We start from the raw sequence: 21,284 nt of genomic DNA, 5'->3' as shown, positions 1-21,284 counted from the left end.
GGCAGCCCCATCCGGTCCGGGGCTTTGCCGTTCGCTTACCTGGGCATCGAAATCCGAACTGCTTTGTGAAGGTCTTGCCATGAGGATCTTCACCTTCCTAGACTGCGGCAATCCATACCAGGCGCGTCCATGTCACGGATTTGGGGGTGGGCCGAGATGAAGCGTTTCCGCTTACTCGTCGCGGGCAACGCGGTTTCCGCGTACGGCAGTTATCTGAACATGGTGGCGCTCAACGTCTTCGTCTACCACCTGACGGGCAGCGCGCTGACGGCCGGTCTGTACATGGCGGTGCGGCTGCTGACGAGCGTGGCGTCCGGGGTCGTCGCGGGCGCTCTCGCGTCGCGGATTCCGCGCAAGCGGCTCATGGTGGGGGCGGATCTCACCCAGGCCACCGCGTTGGTCCTGCTGCTGCTGGCGCCGTCGGGCGCCCGGGTCGCGCTGCTGTTCGGGCTGGCCGTCATCGCCGGCGCCTGCTCGACGGTGTCGGGGGTGTCGCTGCGCAGCGCGGTGCCCGAGATCGTCGGGGCGGAACTGCGGACCAGGGCCAACAGCCTTCTGGCGACCGGCCGTTCGCTCGCGATGGTGGCCGGGTTCGGCTCCGCGGGCATCATCGTCTCCCAACTCGGCTACCGCTGGGCCTTCGCCTTCGACGCGCTGTCGTTCGTCGTCTCGGCGAGCGTGCTGCTGTCGCTGCCGATCCGGACCGAGGCCGCGCGGGAGAAGGAGACCCCGGCCGCCGCGAAGGCCGAGCCGGCGGGCGGCGGCGGACGGTGGGCCACGCTGGTGCTGCTGCGGTCGATGCCCGTGGTGGCCGTGATGGTCCTGGTCCGGGCGGTGGACGGCCTGGGCTCCTCGTCCCACAACGTGGCCCTGCCGATCTACTCCGACGCGCTCGACCACGCCCATCCGGCCGCGTTCATCGGCCAGTTCTGGGCGACCTGGGCGATCGGCAACATCGCCATGCAGCAGATCCTGTCCCGCTGGACCTCCCGTACGGGCCGCAGCCCGGGTGAGCGGATCTTCGCGCTGGGCGCCTGCGTGATGTCGGCCGCGTTCATTCTCGTCTTCAGCGGGCTGCCGACCGCCCTCGCGGTCGTGGTGTCCCTGGTGGCGGGCATGGCGGACGGCCTGACCGAGGTCGCCTACGTCTCGCGGCTCCAGACCACCCCGGACGCGCAGCGGGCCCGGCTGTTCGGCCTGTCGGCGTCGGTGGAGAACCTGGGCTTCGGCCTCGGCATGATCCTCAGCGGCGCGTTACTGGAGCACTTCTCACCGCTGCAGGTGGTGGGCGGCCTGCACGGGCTGGCGATCCTGCTCTGCGTCGGGTTCCTGCTGCTGCTGGTGCGCGGCGCGGTCGCGGGACGGGCCACCCCGGCGCGTGAGCGGAAGACGGAGGAAGCGGTCGACGACCGGGTCCCCGCGTCCGAAGGAGGACGGACATGACCGCTCCCGACGACCGCCGGGTCGCCGTCATCGGGCTCGCGCTCCGCCTTCCCGGCGCCAATACCGCAGACGGCTTCTGGCGGCTGATACGCGAAGGCGAGGACCGCGTCCGGCATTTCACGGAAGAAGAACTCGCCGCCGCCGGAATCCCGCCCGAGAAGTACCGGGCACCGGATTTCGTGGGCGCCAGCGCCGTCCTGGACGACATCTCGCATTTCGACGCACCGTTCTTCGGCATGAGCGGCCGAGAGGCTTCCTACACCGATCCGCAGCACCGCCTGTTCCTCGAAGTCGCCTATCACGCACTCGAGAACGCCGGCTACCCGCAGGAGCGCCCGGGTGCGCGCATCGGTGTCTGGGCCAGCACCGGGTACCAGCTGTATCCGATGCAGACCTACCTGCTCAACAACGTGTTCCAGGGAGCGCTCGCGGACGACTGGCTCTCCCGCCTGCAGGTGGTGATCGGCAACTCTCCCGACTTCACCGCCACCCGCACCTCCTTCCGGCTGGACCTGACCGGCCCGTCCGTCAACATCCAGACGGGGTGCTCCAGTTCGCTCGTCGCGGTGAAGACCGCCGCGCAGGCGGTGCTGGACGGCGAGACCGACATCGCGCTGGTCGGGGCCGCGGCCGTGCACACGCCGCAGGTGCTGGGCTACGAGTACGTCAAGGGCTCGATCCTGTCGAGGACGGGCCGGGTGCGGGCGTTCGACGGGTCGGCGGACGGCACGGTCGGCGGCAACGCCGTGGCCGCGATCGTCCTCAAGCGGCTCGACCGGGCCGTCGCCGACCGGGACACCGTCCACGGCGTCATCAGCGGCTGGGGCGTCAACAACGACGGCGCCGCCAAACACACCTTCAGCGCGCCCAGCGCGGTCGGCCAACAGGGCGCGATCCGGCGGGCGTTGGAGACGGCCGGGGTCGGCGCGGACGAGATCGGCCTGCTGGAGACCCACGGCACCGGCACGCTCAAGGGCGACCCGATCGAGTTCGACGGCGCCACCGCGGCGTACCGCGTCGACACCGACCGCACCGGCTACTGCGCACTCGGGTCGACCAAGGCCAACATCGGCCACCTGGACGTCGCTTCGGGCCTGGTGGGCCTGATCAAGGCGATGCTCGCGGTACAGCACGGGGTGATCCCGCCGATGGCCAACTTCGAGCACCCCAACCCGGCGCTCGACCTCGACACCAGCCCCTTCTACATCCCCCGCGAAGCCCGGCCGTGGCCGCAGGACGGCCGCCCGCGCCGGGCCGGGGTCACCTCGCTGGGCATGGGCGGCACCAACGCCCACGTCCTGCTGGAGGAGCCGCCGCCCGCGTCCCCCCGGCCGGCGGACGACGCCCACCCCACGCCCGGCGTCCTGCTGGTCTCCGGACGCGACCCGCAGGCGCTCACCGCGAACGCCCGCGCCCTCCGCGCCCACCTGCGCCGGCACCCGGACACCGCCCTGCCCGACCTGGTCACCACCGCCGCCCTCGGCCGCACCCACGGACGGCACCGGCTCGCCGTGCGCGGCGACAGCCCGGCGGCACTCGCCGCCGCGCTCGACCGCTGGTTGACCGGCCCGGCCCCCGCGGGCGGCGGGCGCGGTCCGGTGTGGACCGGCCTCGCCCCGCGCGAGGGCGCGACCCCCGTCGGCTTCCTGTTCGCGGGCCAGGGCAGCCCCTCCCGGGGCATGGCCGCCGCCCACGACGGCAGGTTCCGGGAGGTCGCGGACGTCCTCGACGCCTGCGAGGCCCAGTACCGCCGGGAGTACGGCACACCGCTGCTGGGCGCGTTCCGCACCGGCACCGAAACCGCCGAGCACCAGACCTGGCCGACCGGCACCGCGCAGCCCGTACTGTTCGCCCTCCAGGCGGCACTCACCCGGATGTGGGACCGGGCCGGCGTGCGGCCCGCGATCGTCGCCGGGCACAGCGCCGGCGAGTACGCGGCGCTCGCCGCCGCCGGGGCACTCACCGTGGCGGACGGCCTGCGGCTCACCGCCGAACGCGGCCGACTCATGCAAGGCTGCCCGCCCGGCGCGATGGTCGCCGTCGCCGCCGACCGGACCACCGCCGAACAACTGGCCGCCGAGATCCCCGGACTCGAGATCGCCGTCGCCAACGGCGAACGCTCGCACGTCCTGGGCGGACCGGTCGAAGCGGCCGAGAAGCTTCTCGCGCTGCTCGCCGAACGCGGCATCCCCGGCGAGCAGCTCCCCGTCGACCGCGCCTTCCACACCGCGCTGACCGAACCGGCGCTCGGAGCGTTCCGCACGGTCCTGGAAGGCATCGACTTCCGGCCGCTGACCATCCCCTTCGTGAGCGGGCTGGACGGCAAGCTCCGCCCTGCGGGCTGGGTACCGGACGCGGACTACTTCCTGCGGCACACCCGGGAAGAGGTGCGGTTCGACGCCGTACTCGCAACGCTCGGAGCGGGCGATCCCGTGCTGCTCGACATCGGCCCGCACCACACCCTCGGCGGCCTGGCCCGACGCGCCCTGCCCACCGCCACCGTGGCCTCGGCGATGCGCCGCGGCGCGGGCACCGACCCCCTGTGGTCCGCAGCCGCCGCCCTGCACTGCGCGGGCGCGCCCGTGGACTGGCACCACCTGCTGGAAGGCACCGGCGGCGGCCGCACCCCGCTGCCCGCCTACCGCTTCCAGCGCCGGCACTACTGGACAGGCCCCGAACCGGCGATCAGCGCATTCGGTGAACCAACGGAAGACGAGGACGCAGTGGAACTGAGCAACGCAGGCACGATCACCGCCGACGACGTGTGCCGTCACATCGTCGAAGTGACGGTCGGTCAGCTGGGGGCGGAACCCGGGACGGTGAACGACGACACCTCGTTCTTCGACCTGGGCGCCGACTCGTTGCAGCTGATCCACATGCTGCGGCTCATCGAGCAGGAACACCAGGTCAAGATCGCCATGCGCGAGCTGTTCGAGGAGGCCGGCACGCCTCGGCTGCTGGCCGAGCTGATCGTGGGCCGGATCCCGGGCGCCCCGGCACCCGCCCCTGCTGCGCCCGCCGCTCCCGCCCCCGCGCCCGTCCCCGTCCCCGTCCCCGCTCCTGCCCCCGCGCCGGTCGTCCCCACGCAGGTCGCCCCCGCGGTTCAGCCCGCCGCCCCGGTGTACGCGACACGTCAGGAGATCGAAGACCTGGCCCGCCAGATCCAGCAACTCACCCAGATCCAGCTCCAGATGATGACGCAGCTCTCCGAACTGGTGACCCGCCAGCTCGCCTCCCTGCCCGGCGGCGCGTCCACTCCGGCCGGTGGCCGATGAGCGCCCGGCAGCACCAGGACGGCATCGCGGCCGTCACCGCCGCGGCCGACAGCGACCTCTCCGCGATGGCGGAACTCTCGCGACGGATCGCCGAGCAGCTGGCCGGCGCAGCCCCGACCGCATCCTTGACCGCCGCCGCGCCGTCCGAGCCGACCGCGCCCGTGCCGTCCGGCGCCGCACCGAAGATGCACGGCCCGCGGGTCGCCGTCGACCGCGCCTCCGGCATGGCCAGCGGCACCGGGCCGGAGAGCCGCAAGCGGCACCTGGACGAGCTCGTCCGCCGGTACACCGCGAAGACGCTGACGTCGAAGGAGCTGGCGCAGCGCCACCGCCGGGTGCTGGCCGACAGCCGGGCCGTGGTCGGCTTCCGCTCCAGCACCAAGGAGATGCTGTACCCGATCGCGGCGCGCGGCGCTTCCGGCGTGTCGATCACCGACATCGACGGCAACAGCTACACCGACATCACCATGGGCTTCGGTGTGCTGATGTTCGGCCACGAGCCGCCGTTCGTCCGCGAGGCCGTACGCGAACACCTGTCTCGCGGTGTGCAGTTGGGGCCGCGCAACGCCGAGACGGGCGAGGCGGCCGAGCTGCTCGCCGAGATCACCGGCATGGAGCGGGTGGCGTTCGCCAACTCCGGAACGGAGGCCAACTCGGCCGCGATCCGGCTCGCCCGCGCCGCCACCGGACGCCGGAAGATCGTGACGTTCCACGGTTCGTACCACGGGCACGCGGACAACGTCCTCGGCCGCGCGGCGGGGACGGGCGAGGAGCACGCGACCGCGCCCGTGTCGATCGGCATCCCGGACAGCGCCGTCGCCGACCTGCTCGTCCTCGACTACGGCGACCCGGCGTCGCTGCGCGTCATCGAAGAGCAAGCGCCGTTCATCGCCGCCTGCATCATCGAACCGGTGCAGAGCCGCCACCCGTCCCTGCAACCGGTCGAGTTCGTCCGGGAGTTGCGCGAACTCACGCAGCGCCACGGCATCATCCTCATGTTCGACGAAATGCTGACCGGCTTCCGCCCGGCGCTGCGCGGCGCGCAGGAGCTGTACGGGGTGACGCCGGACCTCGCCACCTACGGCAAGCTGCTCGGCGGCGGCTTCCCGATCGGCGCGATCGCCGGACGGGCCGACATCATGGACGGCGTCGACGGCGGCTACTGGAACTACGGCGACGCCAGCTACCCGCCAGGCGAGACGACCTTCTTCGGCGGCACCTACATCCAGCACCCGGTGTCGATGGTCGCCGCCCGCGCCGTCCTCACCCACCTCAAGACGCAGGGGCCGTCGCTCCAGCAGCGCCTCAACGACCGGACGGACCGGTTCGCGGCCGGGCTCAACGGCTTCTTCGAGGCCGAGGAATTCCCGCTGCGGCTCGCCCACTTCGGCTCGATGTTCCGCTTCGAGCACCGCGCCGACATGGAACTGCTCTACCACCACCTGCTGCTGCGCGGGGTGTTCGTCTGGGAGTGGCGGAACTTCTTCCTGTCCACCGCGCACACGGACGAGGACCTCGCCGTCGTCACGGACGCCGTGCAGGGCTCGCTGCGCGAGCTGCGCGACGCCGGGTTCTTCCCGGGCGCCCGCCCGCTGACCCGGCCGGCCGCCGCACCGGCCTCCGCGCCGGTCGTCCCCACTCCGGTGGCCCAGGCGCCCGTCGCGCCGCAGGCACCGGCACCGGTCGCGCCGATGCCCCTCTCCGGTCCGGCCCGCGACCGCACCCCGGCCCCGGCCACGGTTCCGGCCGCCGCTCTGGCTTCGGCCGCCGTCCCCGCCACGGTCCCGGCCTCGGCCACCGTCCCGGCCACGGTTCCGGCCGCCGCTCTGGCTTCGGCCGCCGTCCCCGCCACGGTCCCGGTCCCGGCCTCGGCCACCGTCCCGGCCACGGTTCCGGCCGCCGCTTTGGCCTCGGCCGCCGTCCCCGCCACGGTCCCGGCCCCGGCCACCGTCCCGGCCCCGGCCACCGTCCCGGCCCCGGCCACCGTCCCGGTCCCGGCCCCGGCCACCGTCCCGGTCCCGGCCCCGGCCACCGTCCCGGTCCCGGCCCCGGCCACCGTCCCGGTCCCGGCCCCGGCCACGGTCCCGGCCCCGGCCACGGTCCCGGCCGCCGCTCTGGCCTCGGCCGCCGTCCCCGCCACGGTCCCGGCCTCGGCCGCCGTCCCCGCCACGGTCCCGGCCTCGGCCGCCGTCCCGGTCCCGGCCTCGGCCACGGTCCCGGCCGCCGTCCCGGCCCCGGCCGCCGCTCTGGCCACGGTCCCGGCCGCCGCTCTGGCCCCGGCCCCGGCCGCCGTCCCGGCCCCGGCCCCCGCCCCGGGGTCCGTCCAGCCCCGCACCGCCGGTCCCGGCCCCGACTTCAGCATCTACTTCTTCGGCGACTACCCCCAGGAGGACGCCCCCCGCCTGGACAAGTACGCCATGATCCTGGAGACCGCCCGGTACGCCGACACCCACGGTTTCCACTCCCTCTGGATGCCCGAACGGCACTTCCACTCCTTCGGCGGCCTGTTTCCCAACCCCGCCGTGCTCGGGGCGGCCCTCGCCCGGGAGACGGAACGCGTCCGCATCAACGCGGGCTCGGTCGTCCTGCCGCTCCACGACCCGATCCGGGTCGCCGAGGAGTGGTCGATGGTGGACAACCTCTCCGGCGGACGGATCGGCATCGGCTGCGCGAGCGGCTGGAACGCCAACGACTTCGTCTTCTTCCCGGAACGGTTCGGCCGTCACCGGGAGTCGATGTTCGACCAGCTCGCCGAGGTCCGGAAGCTGTGGCGCGGCGAGGCCCTCACCCGCACCGTCGGGGACGGGAGCGAGACCGAGCTGCGGCTGTTCCCGCAGCCGGTCCAGGACATGCCGCCGATGTTCACGGCGGTCGTCGGCAACCCGGCCTCCTACGAGTCGGCGGCCCGCCACGACCTCGGCATCGTCACCAACCTGATGTCGCAGACCATCGACCAACTGCGCGAGAACATCGCCCTCTACCGCCGTGCCCGCGCCGCCCACGGCCTCGACCCGGCCACCGGGCGGGTCGCCATCCTGCTGCACACCCTGCTCGGCGCCGACCACGACCGGGCGCGCGAGGCGGCGTTCGAGCCGCTCTCGCGGTACATGCGGGCCTCGCTCTCGCTGTTCGGCGGGGTGGCGAACAGCCTCGGGTACAAGGTCGACATGTCGTCGCTGAGCCAGGACGACCAGGACGTGCTGTTCGAACGCGCCTACCGGCGGTACTGCGACGACCGGGCACTGATCGGCACGGCCGACAGCGTGCGGCCCGTCGTGGACGCCGTCAGGGCGGCCGGTGTCGACGAGATCGTCGCGCTGGTGGACTTCGGCGTCCCGGCGGCCACCCTGCGGGCCGGGCTGCCCCACCTCGACTCGCTGCGCCGCTCCTACGCCCGGCCCACCGCCGCGCAGCCCGTGCCCACCGCCGCGCAGCCCGTGCCCACCGCCGCGCAGCCCGTGGTGGCCGTCGCAGCACCGCCCCGCACCACCGACACCCCGGCACCCGAAGCGCAGCAGCAGCACCCGCTCTCCTTCGGCCAGCAGCGCATCTGGATGCAGGAGCAGATCCTGCCGGGCCGCACCGCCTACAACGAGTCCAAGGCCCTGCTCCTGGACGGCCCGCTGGACGTCCCCGCGCTCCGGTCCGCCGTGCGTGCGCTGGTGGCCCGTCACGAGAGCCTGCGGACCGTCTTCCGCGACGCCGGCTCGGGCGAGCCCGTGCAGGTGGTGCTGCCGCCGCACGAGCCGGACTTCGAGGTGATCGACCGCTCGGCCGAGACCCCGGCGGGGGCCGACGCGCACGCCGCCGTCCAGGACGTGCTCGACGCGGAGAGCGCCCGCCGCTTCGACCTCGCGAACGGGCCCCTCTTCGTCACCCGGCTGGTGAAGCTCGCCGAGCAGCGGCACGTCCTGGTGCTGTCGCTCCACCACATCGTGGTGGACGCGGCGTCGGCGACCGTCATGACCCGCGACCTCTCCGCCTTCTACCGGGCCGAGACGGCCGGCCGGACCGTCCCGGACGGCGAGCTGCCCGCACTCACCTGGTCGTACACCGACCACGCCCGTGCGCAGCGGGACGCCGCCCGGAGCCCCGGGGCGTCGGCGGACCTCGCGTACTGGCGGGAGACCCTCGGCGGCGACCTGCCGGTGCTGGACCTGCCCGCCGACCGTCCCCGCCCGGCGGTGATGAGCTCCGAGGGCAAGGCCGTCTTCCGCGCCCTGACGCCCGAACTCTCCGACGGGCTGCGGGCGTTGAGCCGGGGCCGGCGGGCCACCCTGTTCATGACGCTGATCGCGGGCTACGCGGCGCTGCTGCACCGCCTCACCGGCGACCAGGACGTGGTGATCGGCACGCCGATCTCCGACCGCCCCGAGGGTTCGGAGGACCTAGTCGGCTTCTTCATCAACACCCTGGCGCTGCGCGTCGATCTGTCCGGCGACCCCGACTTCGGCACCCTGCTCGACCGGGTCCGGCGCACCGCGCTGGACGCCTACGACCACGCCGACGTGCCGTTCGAGTCGGTCGTGAGGGAGCTGGCGCCGAGCCGCGCCACCGACCGCACACCGGTCTTCCAGGTGCTCGCCGAGTTCGAGCGGGACGAGCCGTTCCGCCTCGACCTGCCCGGCGTGCGGGCCACCGCGCTGGACGCCGGGGCCGACAAGTCCCTCGCCGACCTGTGCGTGTACTTCACCGACGGCGGACCGTCGGAGGGCATCCGCTGCCACCTGGAGTTCAACACCGACCTGTTCGACCTCGCCACGATCGACGGCTGGTTCACGGCGTTCTCCGGCATCCTGACGCAGGCCGTGGCCGACGCTTCGACGCCGCTTTCGCAGTTGGGCGCGAGCACCGCCGACGGCTGGCTCCGCGGCCCGGTGCGCGAGGTGCCCGCCACGACCGTGCACGCCTGGATCGCCCGGCAGGCGGCCCGCCACCCGGGGCGCCCGGCCGTCGTGGACGGCGAAACCGTCCTGACGTACGGCGAGTTGGAGCGCCGGGCGACCCGGCTCGCCGCCGTCGTCCGGGACCGGATCGGCGCGCCGGTGCCCGGCGTGCACCGGCCGGTCCCGGTGTGGCTGAACCGCTCGCCCGAGCTGATCGTCGCGCTGCTCGCCGTCCTCAAGGCCGGCCACGGCTTCGCGCCCATCGACCCGGACCTCGGGCTCGCCCGCGCCAAGGCCGTGCTGGCCGACTGCGCCTCGCCGGTGCTGCTGACCACAGGCGACGCGGCGGCCGCCCTCGACCTGCCCGCCGACGTCACCGTGCTCGACGTCACCGTGCTCGACGTCAACGACCCCGGCACCGCCCCCGCCGCGGCCGACGACCCGGCGACGTCCTCCTCGCTGTGCTACGCGCTGCACACCTCGGGGACGACCGGCCGGCCCAAGGGCGTCGCCGTCCCGCACAGCAGCCTGGTGTCGTTCTGCCAGTGGCACCACCAGCACTTCGCGACGACGTCCGAGGACCGCACGGCCCTGGTGTCCAGCGTCAGCTTCGACGGCTCGCTGATGGAGATCTGGCCGACCCTGACGGCGGGCGCCACGCTCGTCGTCGCCGACGCCGAGACCCGCAAGGACCCGCTGGCGCTGGCCCGTTGGTACACCGTGCACGGCATCACCTTCGCCTTCCTCACCACGGCCTTCGCCGAGTCGCTGCTCGGCCTCGACGAACGCCGCCAGCCGCCGCTGCGCCATCTCGCCGTCGGCGGCGACGTACTGAGGGTGCGGCCGCACGCGTCGGCGGCGTACCGGGTCACCAACGTGTACGGGCCGACGGAGGCCACCATCCTGTGCACGGTGGCGACCGTCGCCCCCAAGGGCGCCCAGGCCGGCCCGATCCCGATCGGCCTGCCCGTCGACAACGTCCGGATCCGGCTGGTGGACGCCGACGGCAGGCCGGTGCCCGACGGGACGCCCGGCGAGCTGTACGTCGCCGGAGCCGGAGTCGCGCACGGCTACCTGGACCGGCCGGACGAGACCGCCGCACGGTTCCTGCCCGACCCCGAGGGCCCGATGTACCGCACCGGCGACCTGGTGCGGCGCAACCCCGCCACCGGGGAGCTGGAGTTCTGCGGGCGCGCCGACGACCAGGTGAAGATCCGCGGGTTCCGGGTCGAACCGGGCGAGGCGACCGAGCAGTTGCGTCAGGTGTGGGGCGTGCGGGAAGCCGCCGTCCTCGCCCGCCGCGACGCCCGCGGGGACGCCCACCTGGTCGGCTACCTCGTCCCGGCCGAACCACTGGGCGGCGACGACGCGACGGCCGCCGCACAGCGCACGGCCTTCGCGACCCTGGCCGCCGGGGCGCTCGCACGCCGGGTGCCGGACTACCTGGTGCCGCGGGCCTGGGCGGTCCTCCCGGCGCTGCCGCTCAACGGCATCGGCAAGCTGGACCGTCCCGCCCTGCCCGAGCCGGACATCACCGTCCCGACGACGCCCGCCCCGCCGACGGCGCCCGCACCGGCCCCCGCCCCGTCGCCGACCCTCCAACGGGTGCGCCGGCTGTGGGCGGCCGAGTTCGGCATCGACGCGACCGCGGTCGACCCGCAGACGTCGTTCTTCGAGCTGGGCGGGCACTCGATCACCGCGATCCGGCTGGTGAACCGGGTACGCGAGGCACTCCAGGTCGACGTGCCGGTGACCCGCCTCTTCCAGCAGCCGACCCCGGCGGCGATGGCCGCCTTCGTCGACGCGTCCCGCCCGTCGGCGGACGAAGCCTCCGCTCCGGCCGCCTCGCCCGACCGCCCCCCGCTCACCGCCACCCAGGGGAGGTTCGCGGACCGCATCGGCAAGCTCCCCGTGCCCGAGGTGTTCAACGTTGCGATGCGGCTCCTCATCACCGGCCCGCTGGACGTCGCCGCCCTCCACACCGCCCTCACCGGCCTGATCGAGCGCCACGAGTCGCTGCGCACCAGGTGCGTCCGCGACGACCGGACCGGGGAATGGTGGCAGGACGTCCTGCCCGCCGTCCCGGTCGAGCCCCCCGTGGAGGACCTGCGCGGTCTGCCGGAGAGCGAACGCGAGGCCGAGCTGTCCCGGATCAGCACCGAGGCCGCCAGGCACCCGTTCGACCTCGAAGCGGGCGTCCTTCCGGCCGTCCGGCTGGTGCGCACCGGCGAGGAGTCCTGGGCGCTGGTGTTCGTCATGCACCACTCGATGTGCGACGGCTGGGGCGTCAGCGTCCTGTTCAAGGACCTCGAGACCCTGTACCGGGCCGCCCTGACCGGCGAGCCGCACAGCCTGCCGCCGGCGACCCAGCAGACCGACTACGCCCGCTACGAGCGGAGCCTCGACGAGGCCGACCGCGAGGACGACATCGCCTACTGGGAACGCCAGTTGAAGGACGCGACGTTCACCCACGACTTCCCGCTGGACCACCCGCGACCCGAGCAGCTCAGCGGCCAGGGCCAGGTGGCACAGTTCACCGTGTCACCCGAAGCACGAGGCCGCATCGAGGAGTTGGCCAAGCGACTGGGCACCACCCCGTTCGCCGTCACCGTCACCGCCCTGGGCCGCTTCATGGAAACCCTCAACGGCCGCGCCGACAACCTCCTCCAGGTCGCCTACGCCAACCGCGCGCGCCGCGAGGACGAAACACTGCTCGCCTGCACCGTCTCCTCACTGCTGCTGCGCCTGCGCACCGACAACTCGACCCCGTTCGCCGACCAGGTCCGCGCGACCGCCCGCTCCGCCCACGAGGCGCTGGAACACCTGATGCCGCTCTCCCGCTCCGGCCCCCAGCTCCGCGAACGCGGCTACCCGAACGTCCCCGACCGGCTCGCCCACGGCTTCCAGTACCAGAACTCCCTGGAGACCGACATCGACCTCCCCGGCCTCACCGTCCAGGTCGAGGACCTGATGGTCCCGGCCGCCCGCGGCGAATTCAACCTCGGCCTCGTCCCGGCCGGCGACGCCCTCGCCGGCTACCTCGAGTACACGACCGACCTCTGGAACCCCGAAACCATCACCACCTGGACCACCCGCTACACCACCCTCCTGGACAACCTCGTCACCCAGGCCCTGACCGACACCCCCGAAGCCAGCTAGCCCCACCGAAACGCGAAAGACCCCCAGGGGAACCTGGGGGTCTTTCACTCGGTGTCCGAGGGGGACACGCACCGTCCCGGTCACGTCCCGGCGGAACCAAGCGCGATCTCCGTGTCCCGCCCGCCCCAGCCGTCCGGACTGCGCCAGATGACGTGAACGTCGAAGATGTCGCGGATGGTGTCGGCCGACCAGTCCTCGGCGGGCGGCTCGGAGAGCACCAGGTAGAGACCGTCTCCAGCAATCTGGTCGCACCCGAACGCAGGTCCGCGTAGGTGGAGTGGCCCCTGCAGTTCGGAGAGGCGGGTACGCGCATCGGAGACGTCGCCGTCGTTCTCGATCAGTTCGTCCAGGACGCTCAGTACCGCGATGTACCGCTTCGCCATAGTGTCCGAGACGGGTGCCCGGGGGGCGGCGACCTTCGTCCGCGAGGCCTATCCCGTACTTCCCCGCATGGACGGACCGACGTCCCGTAGCCTCTTGGGCACGGACGAGGGGCCTGGACAGGGTGGGGACATGGAACGACAGGGCGGGGAACAGCGGCTCGGCTACTGGCGAGTGGAGAACGGCTCGGCCGTGGCTGTCGGCTATGCGGAAGCCCTGGCCGCGTGGCGTGCGGCGGCGTATCCGGTTCTGGTCCAGGTCGCGGGGAGGTATCGCGCGGTCATCACCTACCGGGAACTCGGCGAAGCCGTGCAGGAGGCATCCGGTGTTCGCACCAGGGCGCTCCTGCACAACTGGATCGGGCGGGTACTCGGCGGAGTCGTCCACGAGGCGCACCGCCGTGAGGACCCGCCCCTGACAGCGCTGGTGGTCCACAGTACTGACGGCATGGTTGGGGAGGGCTACAACGAGGTTCTGCAGGTCGCCGGCCTGCCTGCCGCGGCGGACGCGCACGACCGCGAGGTCCACGCCGCCACCTCCCGGCTGGCGTGCTACCGCGCGTACTGCACCGCACTGCCTGCCGACGGCGGGAGCCCGGCGCTGGCACCCCGCTATCAGGACACCGTCGCCCGCCGACGCACAGCTGCCGCTCTCCGCGACCCGGTGCCGGTATGCCCGTCCTGCCACGTCCAGCTTCCTGCCACCGGTATCTGCGACAACTGCGACTGACGCCGGCCGCGGGGCGCATTTCTGGGTTGCCTACCCCATGGCCAGACCATGATCATTAGTCGCATACGGGAATATCTGCGTTGCGGCATGGACGGCCCCCTTGCGTCCGTCCTAGCGTCTCCAGGGAGGCGGGGGAGGTCCCTTGCCGACAGGGAGGGGGGCACGATGGCACGCGAGGAACTGACGCGCCTCACCGGCAACGGCTCGGGGGAGTGCAACCAGAACGATTGCCCGAACGTGTACCGGACCGAGCGGGGCTCGTTCGTCATCCAGGGCGACGTCACCGAGGTGTTCACTCCGCCGACCGGCGAGGGGCTGGTGGAGATCCCGGAGGCGACTCTGAGGGAGGCGTTCCGTGCTCTTGGATGGTGAGGCGTGGGCAGCCAGGTTTCGCGACTTCGAGAGGGAAGCGTGGAGGCTTGAGACCCTGCCCGCCTACAACGTCCCGCAGGAAGCTGAGGAGATCCGCGCTTTCAAGGCAGGCGAGCGAATCGACCCGCGCACCCACTCGAATTCCTACACCGAGGATCTCCGGCGAGTAAGGCGAGAGGGGAAGTCAAAGGGGCGCGTGCACATCGTCACACGACCTCTTTCGGACTACCTCCTCTACGAGTTCATGTACTACGAGGCCCACGCCATGGCGGGCGAAGAAATTCGGATCATGGATGTTACCGGCCGGAGCAATCCGTTGGTTGGCGTCCCGGATTTCTGGATGTTCGACAAGAGGGAAGTGGTCCTCATGAACTACCAGGCCGACGGGACGCAAATCAGCCGGGAAGTGTATGGCGGCGATCCGGCCGAGTTTGTCGAATACCAGAGAACCGCCCTAACGGAGTCGGTTCCCTTTGAGGAGTACGTGAAGGGCCTTGCTTGACCCTGAGGAGCTGGGGCAGTCAAATGCTGACCTGGCGGCAATACTGCGTGAGCTGCGAAAGCGAGCTGGACTCTCCGGGGTCCAGCTCGCTCAGTGCGTTCACATGTCTCAATCCAAGATTTCGAAGATTGAGACCGGACGGGCCACCCCTTCGCTTGTCGACGTGGAACTGATCCTGAGAGCGCTGCAAGCACCTCCGGAACTGGTCGCTCATGTCACGGCGCTTGCGCGTATCGCCAACACCGAGTGGCAGGACGCGCGATCGCTGCGACGGAAGGGGCTGGAGAAGAAGCAGGTAGAGCTTGCGACGCTTGAGAAGACTTCGGTCGAACTCCGGTACTTCCTGCCGACGATGATCACAGGACTCCTCGCCACGCCGGACTACATCGCGGCGAGCCTAGCCATGTACCCGGGCGACCACTCGAAGGCGATCAGCAAGAAGCTGGAAAGACAGGCTGTCCTTTACGATCCGGCGAAAAGGTTCACCTTCATTCTGACCGAACAGGCATGCCGTTGGCCGCTTGTGCCGGCTCAGGCCATGGCAATGCAGCTTGACCGGCTCGTCTCGGTATCTCGACTTCCTAGTGTCAGTCTCGGGGTGATCCCGTTGTCTGGGCACCTTCCGTGGGGCCCACTCAACGTATTCACCGTGTACGGCCGTGAGCTTGCGACGGTTGAAGTGTCCACCGGCGCCCTTGTCTTTAGGGATGCGAGGGACATTGATGAGTATCTGAGCGAGTTTCAAGTGTACGAGCAGTTTGCACTCTGGGGAGACGAGGCCCGCGAGACGATTTCGAGCTGGGCTGACAGGTTCCGTCAAAATGTCTAGTCGAAATCGGGAATATTGTTGTACGTGACTCCGAAGCTCCCCTAATTTGGTGGCTCGCCCGATGAATCTGAGAGCCACGGGGAGCCACGGAATGCCTGTCACAAAGCCGGACGAGAGGCGGCCCAGCCGCACAACGAACAAGGGATGTGCCAAATGTGCACGGCTGGCTGAACAGGCCCAGGCCGCGGTACTGACGGTTGACCGCTCGCGACTGTCCGATGTGCGGGTGATGGAGCGTCGCCACCGCGACGAGGAGCACGGCCCACAGGAGTGCGCGGCATGACCCGCGCTGTGTTCCGCTTCCGGAACTACACGATGTCCAGCGACGAGACAGCCGCTCCGACCTACGAGGCAACGTGCGTCGCGGGCGAGGACACCGACTGTGGATCGGTGTCCGGGGAACACCTCGACCCCACGCCGGTCGAGAAGTGGATTGCTGAGCACACCCGGGACACGACACGCACCCGCCACCGGCGCACGTTCAGCGACTACACCGACGTGCAGCCCGATCAGTGGCTCTGAGCACTGGGCATCCCTCAAGACTTCCGCCCGGTTCTCGGGTGGAGATCGGCCGTCTTCGGCCACGTACACAGGAGGTAGCACTGTGGAGCGCATCGACCTGTACGAACTCCCGATCGGAACGCTGGAGTTCCGTCGTGCCTGCGGCGGCAACCAGGGTGGCGGGGACGACACCGAGACGTGCGTGACGCTCGCCCCGATCCCCGATTCTCCGGGCGCGTACGCGCTGGGCGACAGCAAGCGGCCCGACCGTGAGCCGCTGCTCTTCACCGCCGACGAGCTGAGCGCCGCCGGAATCGACCCGGCCCGGTTCGGCCTGTCGGTCTAACCGCCGAGACAGCCCCGGTCGGCCACACCCCCGCTTCGGCCGGCTGGGGCTCACCCTTCCCCGAGGAGAGGCGCAGTGCAGCAGCACATTCACGGCTACCGGTGGACCGGTCGGGGCCAGGACCTTGCGAGCGAGGAAGGGCGGCGGCCCGAGCATCCGGAATTCGATCCGAAGCACCCGAGCATCGCAGAGCGGAAGCGGCCCGTACTCCTGTTCCGGCATGACGACCGGCCACCGCTGATGGTGCATCACTGGTTGCTCAAGCCGGTTCGGCCGCACGAGACCTTTCAGCTGCCCAAGGAGGCGGCTGACTGGTTGGCCGAGGAATGGCGGACGTCCGGCGCTGAGGCGGCCGACTATCTGTCTACGGCGGTGCGCAGGGACGGGGCGGAAGATCAGTTGGACCAGGGAAGTGATGTGGTGTGGTCCCTGTGGCTGCCCTCCGGTGCGGTTGTCTACCGGGCCTGTGTGTCCTGTCCGCCTCGTGGCGTACACGGGCCCGTGGTGCCGTGCCCGATCGGCCTGTGAGCCGTTGACGGCTGAGAACCAACGAAAGAACGCCCCGGCCGATATGGCCGGGGCGTTCGTTTGTTTGTCTGTCCGTCACAGAAGTGCGCGGAAGGGATTTGGTGCAGCGGGGGTTGCGGGTACCGGGACTCGGGCCGGAGTGGTCTTGGCGGGTCGGTAGGCGTCCATGCGGACGACGCGCGCGGGTCGGTTCTTGTCACTGTGGGCATTTGGCCGGCTGAGCGGAGCGTGACGGGAATCGTTGGCCGTGGTGAGGGTGTAGACGGTGGCCGGGCGGCCCAGGCCGGAGCGGTCGAGCGTGACTGTGACACCGGGCAGGGCCCGGACCGGGGGAGAGCCCTGTAGAGGCGCCGGCGAACGTCCGGCACCACTCGCCGGGCTGCACGATGGCCCGGTACGGGCACAGTCGTAAGGACGGGGCCCACAAGCTGGCCGCGAGCAATGCCGACCGGATCGGCCTGTCTTCCCTGGTCCAGCAGCGGATTCGGTGGGCTGTTGGTCACGTGGTTGGTCACGCCACGGCCCGGAAACGCAAAAAACCCCAGATCAACTGGGGTTCCTGCTGGTGTCCGAGGGGGGACTTGAACCCCCACGCCCGATAAAGGGCACTAGCACCTCAAGCTAGCGCGTCTGCCATTCCGCCACCCGGACTAGGTGTTGTCTTCGCGGGGCGTTCCCCGCGGCGACATGGACAACAGTAGCAAAGATCGCCTGGTAGACCCAAAACCGGGGGCGGTGGGGTGGGCCGGGCTTCGAAAGCGGGGGTGTCCGGGGCCGCACCCTTGGGGTGGGGCGGGTGCTGGGGGAGGATGGCGGGATGGCGCCCGCGGCTCCCGGCCGGGCCGGGGCGGCGCGGGCCGCAGCCGCGCCGGGCGGGCCGAGGTTAGGTGGGAGCGATGAGTGTGGGCAGCGAGCGCGCGGTGACGGCCGAGTCGGAGGTCGCCGAGATCTGCCGTGACCTGATCCGTATCGACACCAGCAATTACGGCGACGGCTCGGGCCCGGGGGAGCGGAAGGCGGCCGAGTACGTCGCCGAGCAGCTCGCCGAGTTCGGGCTGGAACCGCAGATCTTCGAATCGGCGAAGGGCCGCGCCTCCACCGTGGTGCGGATCGAGGGCGAGGACCGCTCCCGTCCCGGGCTGCTGATCCACGGCCACACCGACGTGGTGCCCGCCAACGCCGCCGACTGGACGGTCCACCCGTTCTCCGGCGAGATCACCGACGGCTGCGTGTGGGGCCGCGGCGCGGTCGACATGAAGGACATGGACGCGATGACCCTCGCGGTGGTCCGCGACCGGCTGCGCACCGGCCGCAAGCCCCCGCGCGACCTGGTGCTGGCGTTCCTCGCCGACGAGGAGGCCGGCGGCACCTACGGCGCCCGCTTCCTGGTGGACCGTCACCCCGAGCTGTTCGAGGGCGTCACCGAGGCGATCGGCGAGGTCGGCGGCTTCTCCTTCACCGTGAACGACCAGGCCCGGCTGTACCTGATCGAGACGGCGGAGAAGGGCATGCACTGGATGCGCCTGACCGTCGAGGGCCGCGCCGGGCACGGCTCGATGGAGAACGACGACAACGCCATCACCGAGCTGTGCGAGGCGGTGGCCCGGCTCGGCCGGCACCAGTTCCCGCTGCGCATCACCAAGACCGTCCGGGCGTTCCTGGACGAGCTCTCCGACGCGCTCGGCGTCCGGCTCGACCCGGACGACATGGACGAGACGCTCCGGGTGCTCGGCGGCATCTCCAAGATGATCGGCACCACCCTGCGCAACACCGCCCAGCCCACCATGCTCGGCGCCGGCTACAAGGTGAACGTGATCCCCGGCCAGGCCACCGCTCACGTGGACGGCCGCTTCCTGCCCGGCTACGAGGAGGAGTTCCTGGCCGAGCTGGACAGCGTGCTCGGCCCGCGCGTCAAGCGGGAGAGCCTGCACTACGACAAGGCGCTGGAGACCAGCTTCGACGGCGCCCTGGTCGAGGCCATGCAGACCGCGCTGCGCGCCGAGGACCCGATCGCCCGGGCCGTCCCGTACTGCCTGTCGGGCGGCACCGACGCCAAGTCCTTCCAGGACCTGGGCATCCGCTGCTTCGGCTTCGCCCCGCTCCAGCTCCCGCCGGACCTGGACTTCGCCGGCATGTTCCACGGCGTGGACGAGCGGGTGCCGGTGGACGGCCTGAAGTTCGGCGTCCGGGTGCTGGACCGCTTCATCGACCTGGCCTGACGGCACGCGACGGCACGTAACGGCATGTGAGGGCACGTAACGGCACGTGAGGGCACGTGAGGGCGCCGGAAATCCCGGAAAATATGAGAAGCAGTCGAGCGTGAGAAATGCCGATCAGCTGTTCGCTTGATCACTTCAACGGGTGAATGTCGGCCCGGCCCCGCATCCCGGGTGCCGGGCCTTCGTTCTTCCGTGTGCAGCCCGGGGGAACGGGCTGGAAACGACCAGGAGGAACAGTCAGATGAAGGTCAAGAAGATCGCTGCCGTCGCCGCCGCCACCGGTGGTCTGGTGCTCGCCGGCGCGGGTGTCGCCTCGGCGCACGGCGGGGCGCACGCGGAAGGCTCCGCGGTCGGCTCCCCGGGCGTGCTCTCCGGCAACCTGATCCAGATCCCGGTGCACGTCCCCGTCAACGTCTGCGGCAACACGATCAACGTGATCGGCCTGCTCAACCCGGCGTTCGGCAACGGCTGCGCGAACTTCTGAAGGGATTGCTGACGGCGTTCCGTCGACGAACGACGGGGCGACCGACGCCCTGAACTCCCGCCCCCGTACGGCTTCTGCGCCGTACGGGGGCGGACGCGTGTCCGGGGTTGTTCGGCGGCTCCTCGTGCGGGTGAACGTCGCGGTTCCCGGAATACCGGAGACCTCACTCGATCGGATGAACCGACTGCAACTGGCTCAACCTTCACCACCGAGGGTCGTTGAACGTAGTGCTGCCGCAATTGCGGCACGGAATTCCGACTATCGGATCGATGAGTGGTCCCGGCTGACGGAATGCCGAAGTCATCGGAAGTCGGTTCAGCAATCCACCGGCATCAGTCCACCGGACAGAGAAAACAAGGGGAGTCAATGCGACAGGTCGCCAGGAAAGGCCTCCTCACGGCCATGGCCACCGGCAGCGTGCTGGCCTCGACCGCGGGCTACGCCCACGCCACTGCCGACGCCCACGGCGTGGCCGCGAACTCGCCGGGCGTCGGCTCGGGGAACGCGGTGCAGGTCCCTGTGGAGCTCCCCGTGAACGCGTGCGGAAACACCCTCAACGTGATCGGCCTGCTCAACCCGGCCTACGGCAACAACTGCGCGAACCACAGCGGCTCCGGCACGGCCGGCACCGGCTCCACCGGCTCGAACAACGGCGGTTCGGGATCCGCCGGCGGTTCGGGATCCACCGGCGGCTCGGGGACGTCCGGGACGGGCGCCTCGGCCGGTGGGACGGCCACGAACTCGCCGGGCGTCGGCTCGGGGAACCAGGCGCAGGTGCCGGTCGACGTGCCGGTCAACGCGTGCGGCAACACGATCGACGTGGTGGGCCTCGGCAACCCGGCGTTCGGCAACAACTGCGGCAACCAGGTCGCGCCGCCCGTCGTGCCCCCCACCCCGGTCGTCGAGACGCCGCCGCCGGGCTGCACCCCGCCGAGCGGCGAGTGCACGCCACCGGTCACCCCGCCCGTCACTCCGCCCGTGACCCCGCCCGTGACCCCGCCCGTGACGGAGCGCACCACCCCGCCGGCCACCCACCACGCGGGCGGCGAGGTCCGGGCCGCCGCGGACAACACCGGCCAGCAGCTTGCCTCCACGGGCGCCTCCGGCCTGGAGATCCTGGCCCCGGCCGGCATCCTGCTGCTGCTCGGCGGCGGCGTGCTGTACCGCCGCTCCCGGGTCCTCGCCCGCCGCTAGAACAAACCCGCCCGGCCCCGGCGGTCGACGCCGGAACACCCGCGCCCGGGCCGCCCCGTCGCACGATTCGACGGGGCGGCCCGGGCGCGGGCATGCGCGCTACCAGGTGGAGCGGACCTGCCGGATGATGCGCCGCTTCAGTCGGACCGTCCGGCTGCCGTCGGGATACAGCCGGAGCCGGTCGAGCTCCCACTGCCCGTACTCGGCGTGGTCGGTGAGCAGTTGACGCGCGGCGTTGCGGGACGTGCCGCGCGGCAGACGAAGCGACTGGTACTCGTACTCCGGAAGCCGGACCGGTTTGGTAGGGATCAAGACTTTTCCTCCGCTGCTGTGCTGCCTGCAAGCCTACGGCGCGCCGCCGGCCGGTGGCCGGTTCGGGTCCTTACCGCCCCGGGCGGCAGGACGAGCCTTGCCCGGGCCGGAGCTGACCGTCAAT

Annotated in this window: 15 protein-coding genes and 1 tRNA gene; 13 read left to right on the top strand and 3 right to left on the bottom strand. The window is 71.4% G+C overall.

What is annotated here, in order from left to right:
- Positions 1–156: 156 nt before the first annotated feature.
- Genes ACGFWJ_RS01355 through ACGFWJ_RS01345 form a run of 3 tightly spaced genes read left to right on the top strand, consistent with a single transcriptional unit; the run spans position 157 to position 12,763 of the window.
- A complete protein-coding gene (locus ACGFWJ_RS01355) occupies positions 157–1,443 on the top strand; it encodes an MFS transporter (RefSeq protein WP_392944050.1) in 1,287 nt (428 codons plus the stop codon).
- Entirely contained in the window at positions 1,440–4,718 is a 3,279-nt protein-coding gene (locus ACGFWJ_RS01350) for a type I polyketide synthase (RefSeq protein ID WP_392944048.1), read from the top strand. Before ACGFWJ_RS01355 ends, ACGFWJ_RS01350 begins: the two co-directional genes overlap by 4 nt.
- A complete protein-coding gene (locus tag ACGFWJ_RS01345) occupies positions 4,715–12,763 on the top strand; it encodes a MupA/Atu3671 family FMN-dependent luciferase-like monooxygenase (RefSeq protein WP_392944046.1) in 8,049 nt (2,682 codons plus the stop codon). Before ACGFWJ_RS01350 ends, ACGFWJ_RS01345 begins: the two co-directional genes overlap by 4 nt.
- 80 nt (positions 12,764–12,843) lie before the next feature.
- Here ACGFWJ_RS01345 and ACGFWJ_RS01340 read toward each other — a convergent pair whose 3' ends face one another.
- Positions 12,844–13,146: a hypothetical protein gene (locus tag ACGFWJ_RS01340; protein ID WP_392944044.1), complete on the bottom strand. Its 303-nt coding sequence runs from the start codon at positions 13,144–13,146 to the stop codon at positions 12,844–12,846.
- Between the two features lie 130 nt (positions 13,147–13,276).
- Between ACGFWJ_RS01340 and ACGFWJ_RS01335 the strand changes: the two genes are divergently transcribed.
- The 7 genes from ACGFWJ_RS01335 (at position 13,277) to ACGFWJ_RS01305 (ending at position 16,951) form a co-directional block, all read left to right on the top strand.
- Positions 13,277–13,873, top strand: a complete 597-nt coding sequence (locus ACGFWJ_RS01335; protein ID WP_392944042.1) for a hypothetical protein — start codon at positions 13,277–13,279, stop codon at positions 13,871–13,873.
- Between the two features lie 165 nt (positions 13,874–14,038).
- Positions 14,039–14,245, top strand: a complete 207-nt coding sequence (locus tag ACGFWJ_RS01330; protein ID WP_392944040.1) for a hypothetical protein — start codon at positions 14,039–14,041, stop codon at positions 14,243–14,245.
- Positions 14,229–14,747 carry a DUF6879 family protein gene (locus tag ACGFWJ_RS01325; RefSeq protein WP_392944038.1) on the top strand — a complete coding sequence of 173 codons (519 nt, stop codon included), beginning with the start codon at positions 14,229–14,231 and terminating at the stop codon, positions 14,745–14,747. The genes ACGFWJ_RS01330 and ACGFWJ_RS01325 overlap by 17 nt, the downstream gene beginning before the upstream one ends.
- Entirely contained in the window at positions 14,740–15,576 is an 837-nt protein-coding gene (locus tag ACGFWJ_RS01320) for a helix-turn-helix domain-containing protein (protein WP_392944036.1), read from the top strand. The genes ACGFWJ_RS01325 and ACGFWJ_RS01320 overlap by 8 nt, the downstream gene beginning before the upstream one ends.
- Positions 15,577–15,855: 279 nt before the next feature.
- Positions 15,856–16,098: a hypothetical protein gene (locus tag ACGFWJ_RS01315; protein WP_392944034.1), complete on the top strand. Its 243-nt coding sequence runs from the start codon at positions 15,856–15,858 to the stop codon at positions 16,096–16,098.
- Between the two features lie 82 nt (positions 16,099–16,180).
- The gene (locus ACGFWJ_RS01310) at positions 16,181–16,423 is read left to right on the top strand and encodes a DUF397 domain-containing protein (RefSeq protein ID WP_392944032.1); all 243 of its coding nucleotides are present in this window, start codon (positions 16,181–16,183) and stop codon (positions 16,421–16,423) included.
- 75 nt (positions 16,424–16,498) lie between these two features.
- Positions 16,499–16,951 carry a hypothetical protein gene (locus ACGFWJ_RS01305; RefSeq protein ID WP_392944030.1) on the top strand — a complete coding sequence of 151 codons (453 nt, stop codon included), beginning with the start codon at positions 16,499–16,501 and terminating at the stop codon, positions 16,949–16,951.
- A gap of 563 nt (positions 16,952–17,514) precedes the next feature.
- On the opposite strand, the gene ACGFWJ_RS01300 is transcribed toward ACGFWJ_RS01305, so the two are convergent.
- Positions 17,515–17,602, bottom strand: a tRNA-Leu gene (locus tag ACGFWJ_RS01300).
- 245 nt (positions 17,603–17,847) lie between these two features.
- Here ACGFWJ_RS01300 and ACGFWJ_RS01295 point away from each other — a divergent pair.
- The 3 genes from ACGFWJ_RS01295 to ACGFWJ_RS01285 all read left to right on the top strand — a co-directional run bounded on the left by ACGFWJ_RS01295 (position 17,848) and on the right by ACGFWJ_RS01285 (position 20,848).
- On the top strand, positions 17,848–19,170 hold the full coding sequence (locus ACGFWJ_RS01295) for a M20/M25/M40 family metallo-hydrolase (RefSeq protein WP_387634082.1): 1,323 nt from the start codon (positions 17,848–17,850) through the stop codon (positions 19,168–19,170).
- 241 nt (positions 19,171–19,411) lie between these two features.
- Positions 19,412–19,654, top strand: coding sequence for a chaplin (locus ACGFWJ_RS01290; protein ID WP_387634080.1), 243 nt, complete (start codon positions 19,412–19,414; stop codon positions 19,652–19,654).
- Between the two features lie 366 nt (positions 19,655–20,020).
- Positions 20,021–20,848: a chaplin gene (locus ACGFWJ_RS01285; protein WP_392944027.1), complete on the top strand. Its 828-nt coding sequence runs from the start codon at positions 20,021–20,023 to the stop codon at positions 20,846–20,848.
- A 99-nt stretch (positions 20,849–20,947) separates the two neighbouring features.
- Here ACGFWJ_RS01285 and ACGFWJ_RS01280 read toward each other — a convergent pair whose 3' ends face one another.
- The gene (locus ACGFWJ_RS01280) at positions 20,948–21,157 is read right to left on the bottom strand and encodes a DUF5703 family protein (protein ID WP_043912690.1); all 210 of its coding nucleotides are present in this window, start codon (positions 21,155–21,157) and stop codon (positions 20,948–20,950) included.
- Positions 21,158–21,284: the final 127 nt, after the last annotated feature.

It is taken from the genome of Kitasatospora sp. NPDC048407, from assembly GCF_043200475.1.
GTDB lineage: Bacteria > Actinomycetota > Actinomycetes > Streptomycetales > Streptomycetaceae > Kitasatospora.
The sequence above is the reverse complement of the archived record's forward strand: the minus strand, read 5'-3'. Positions and strand labels throughout refer to the sequence as shown.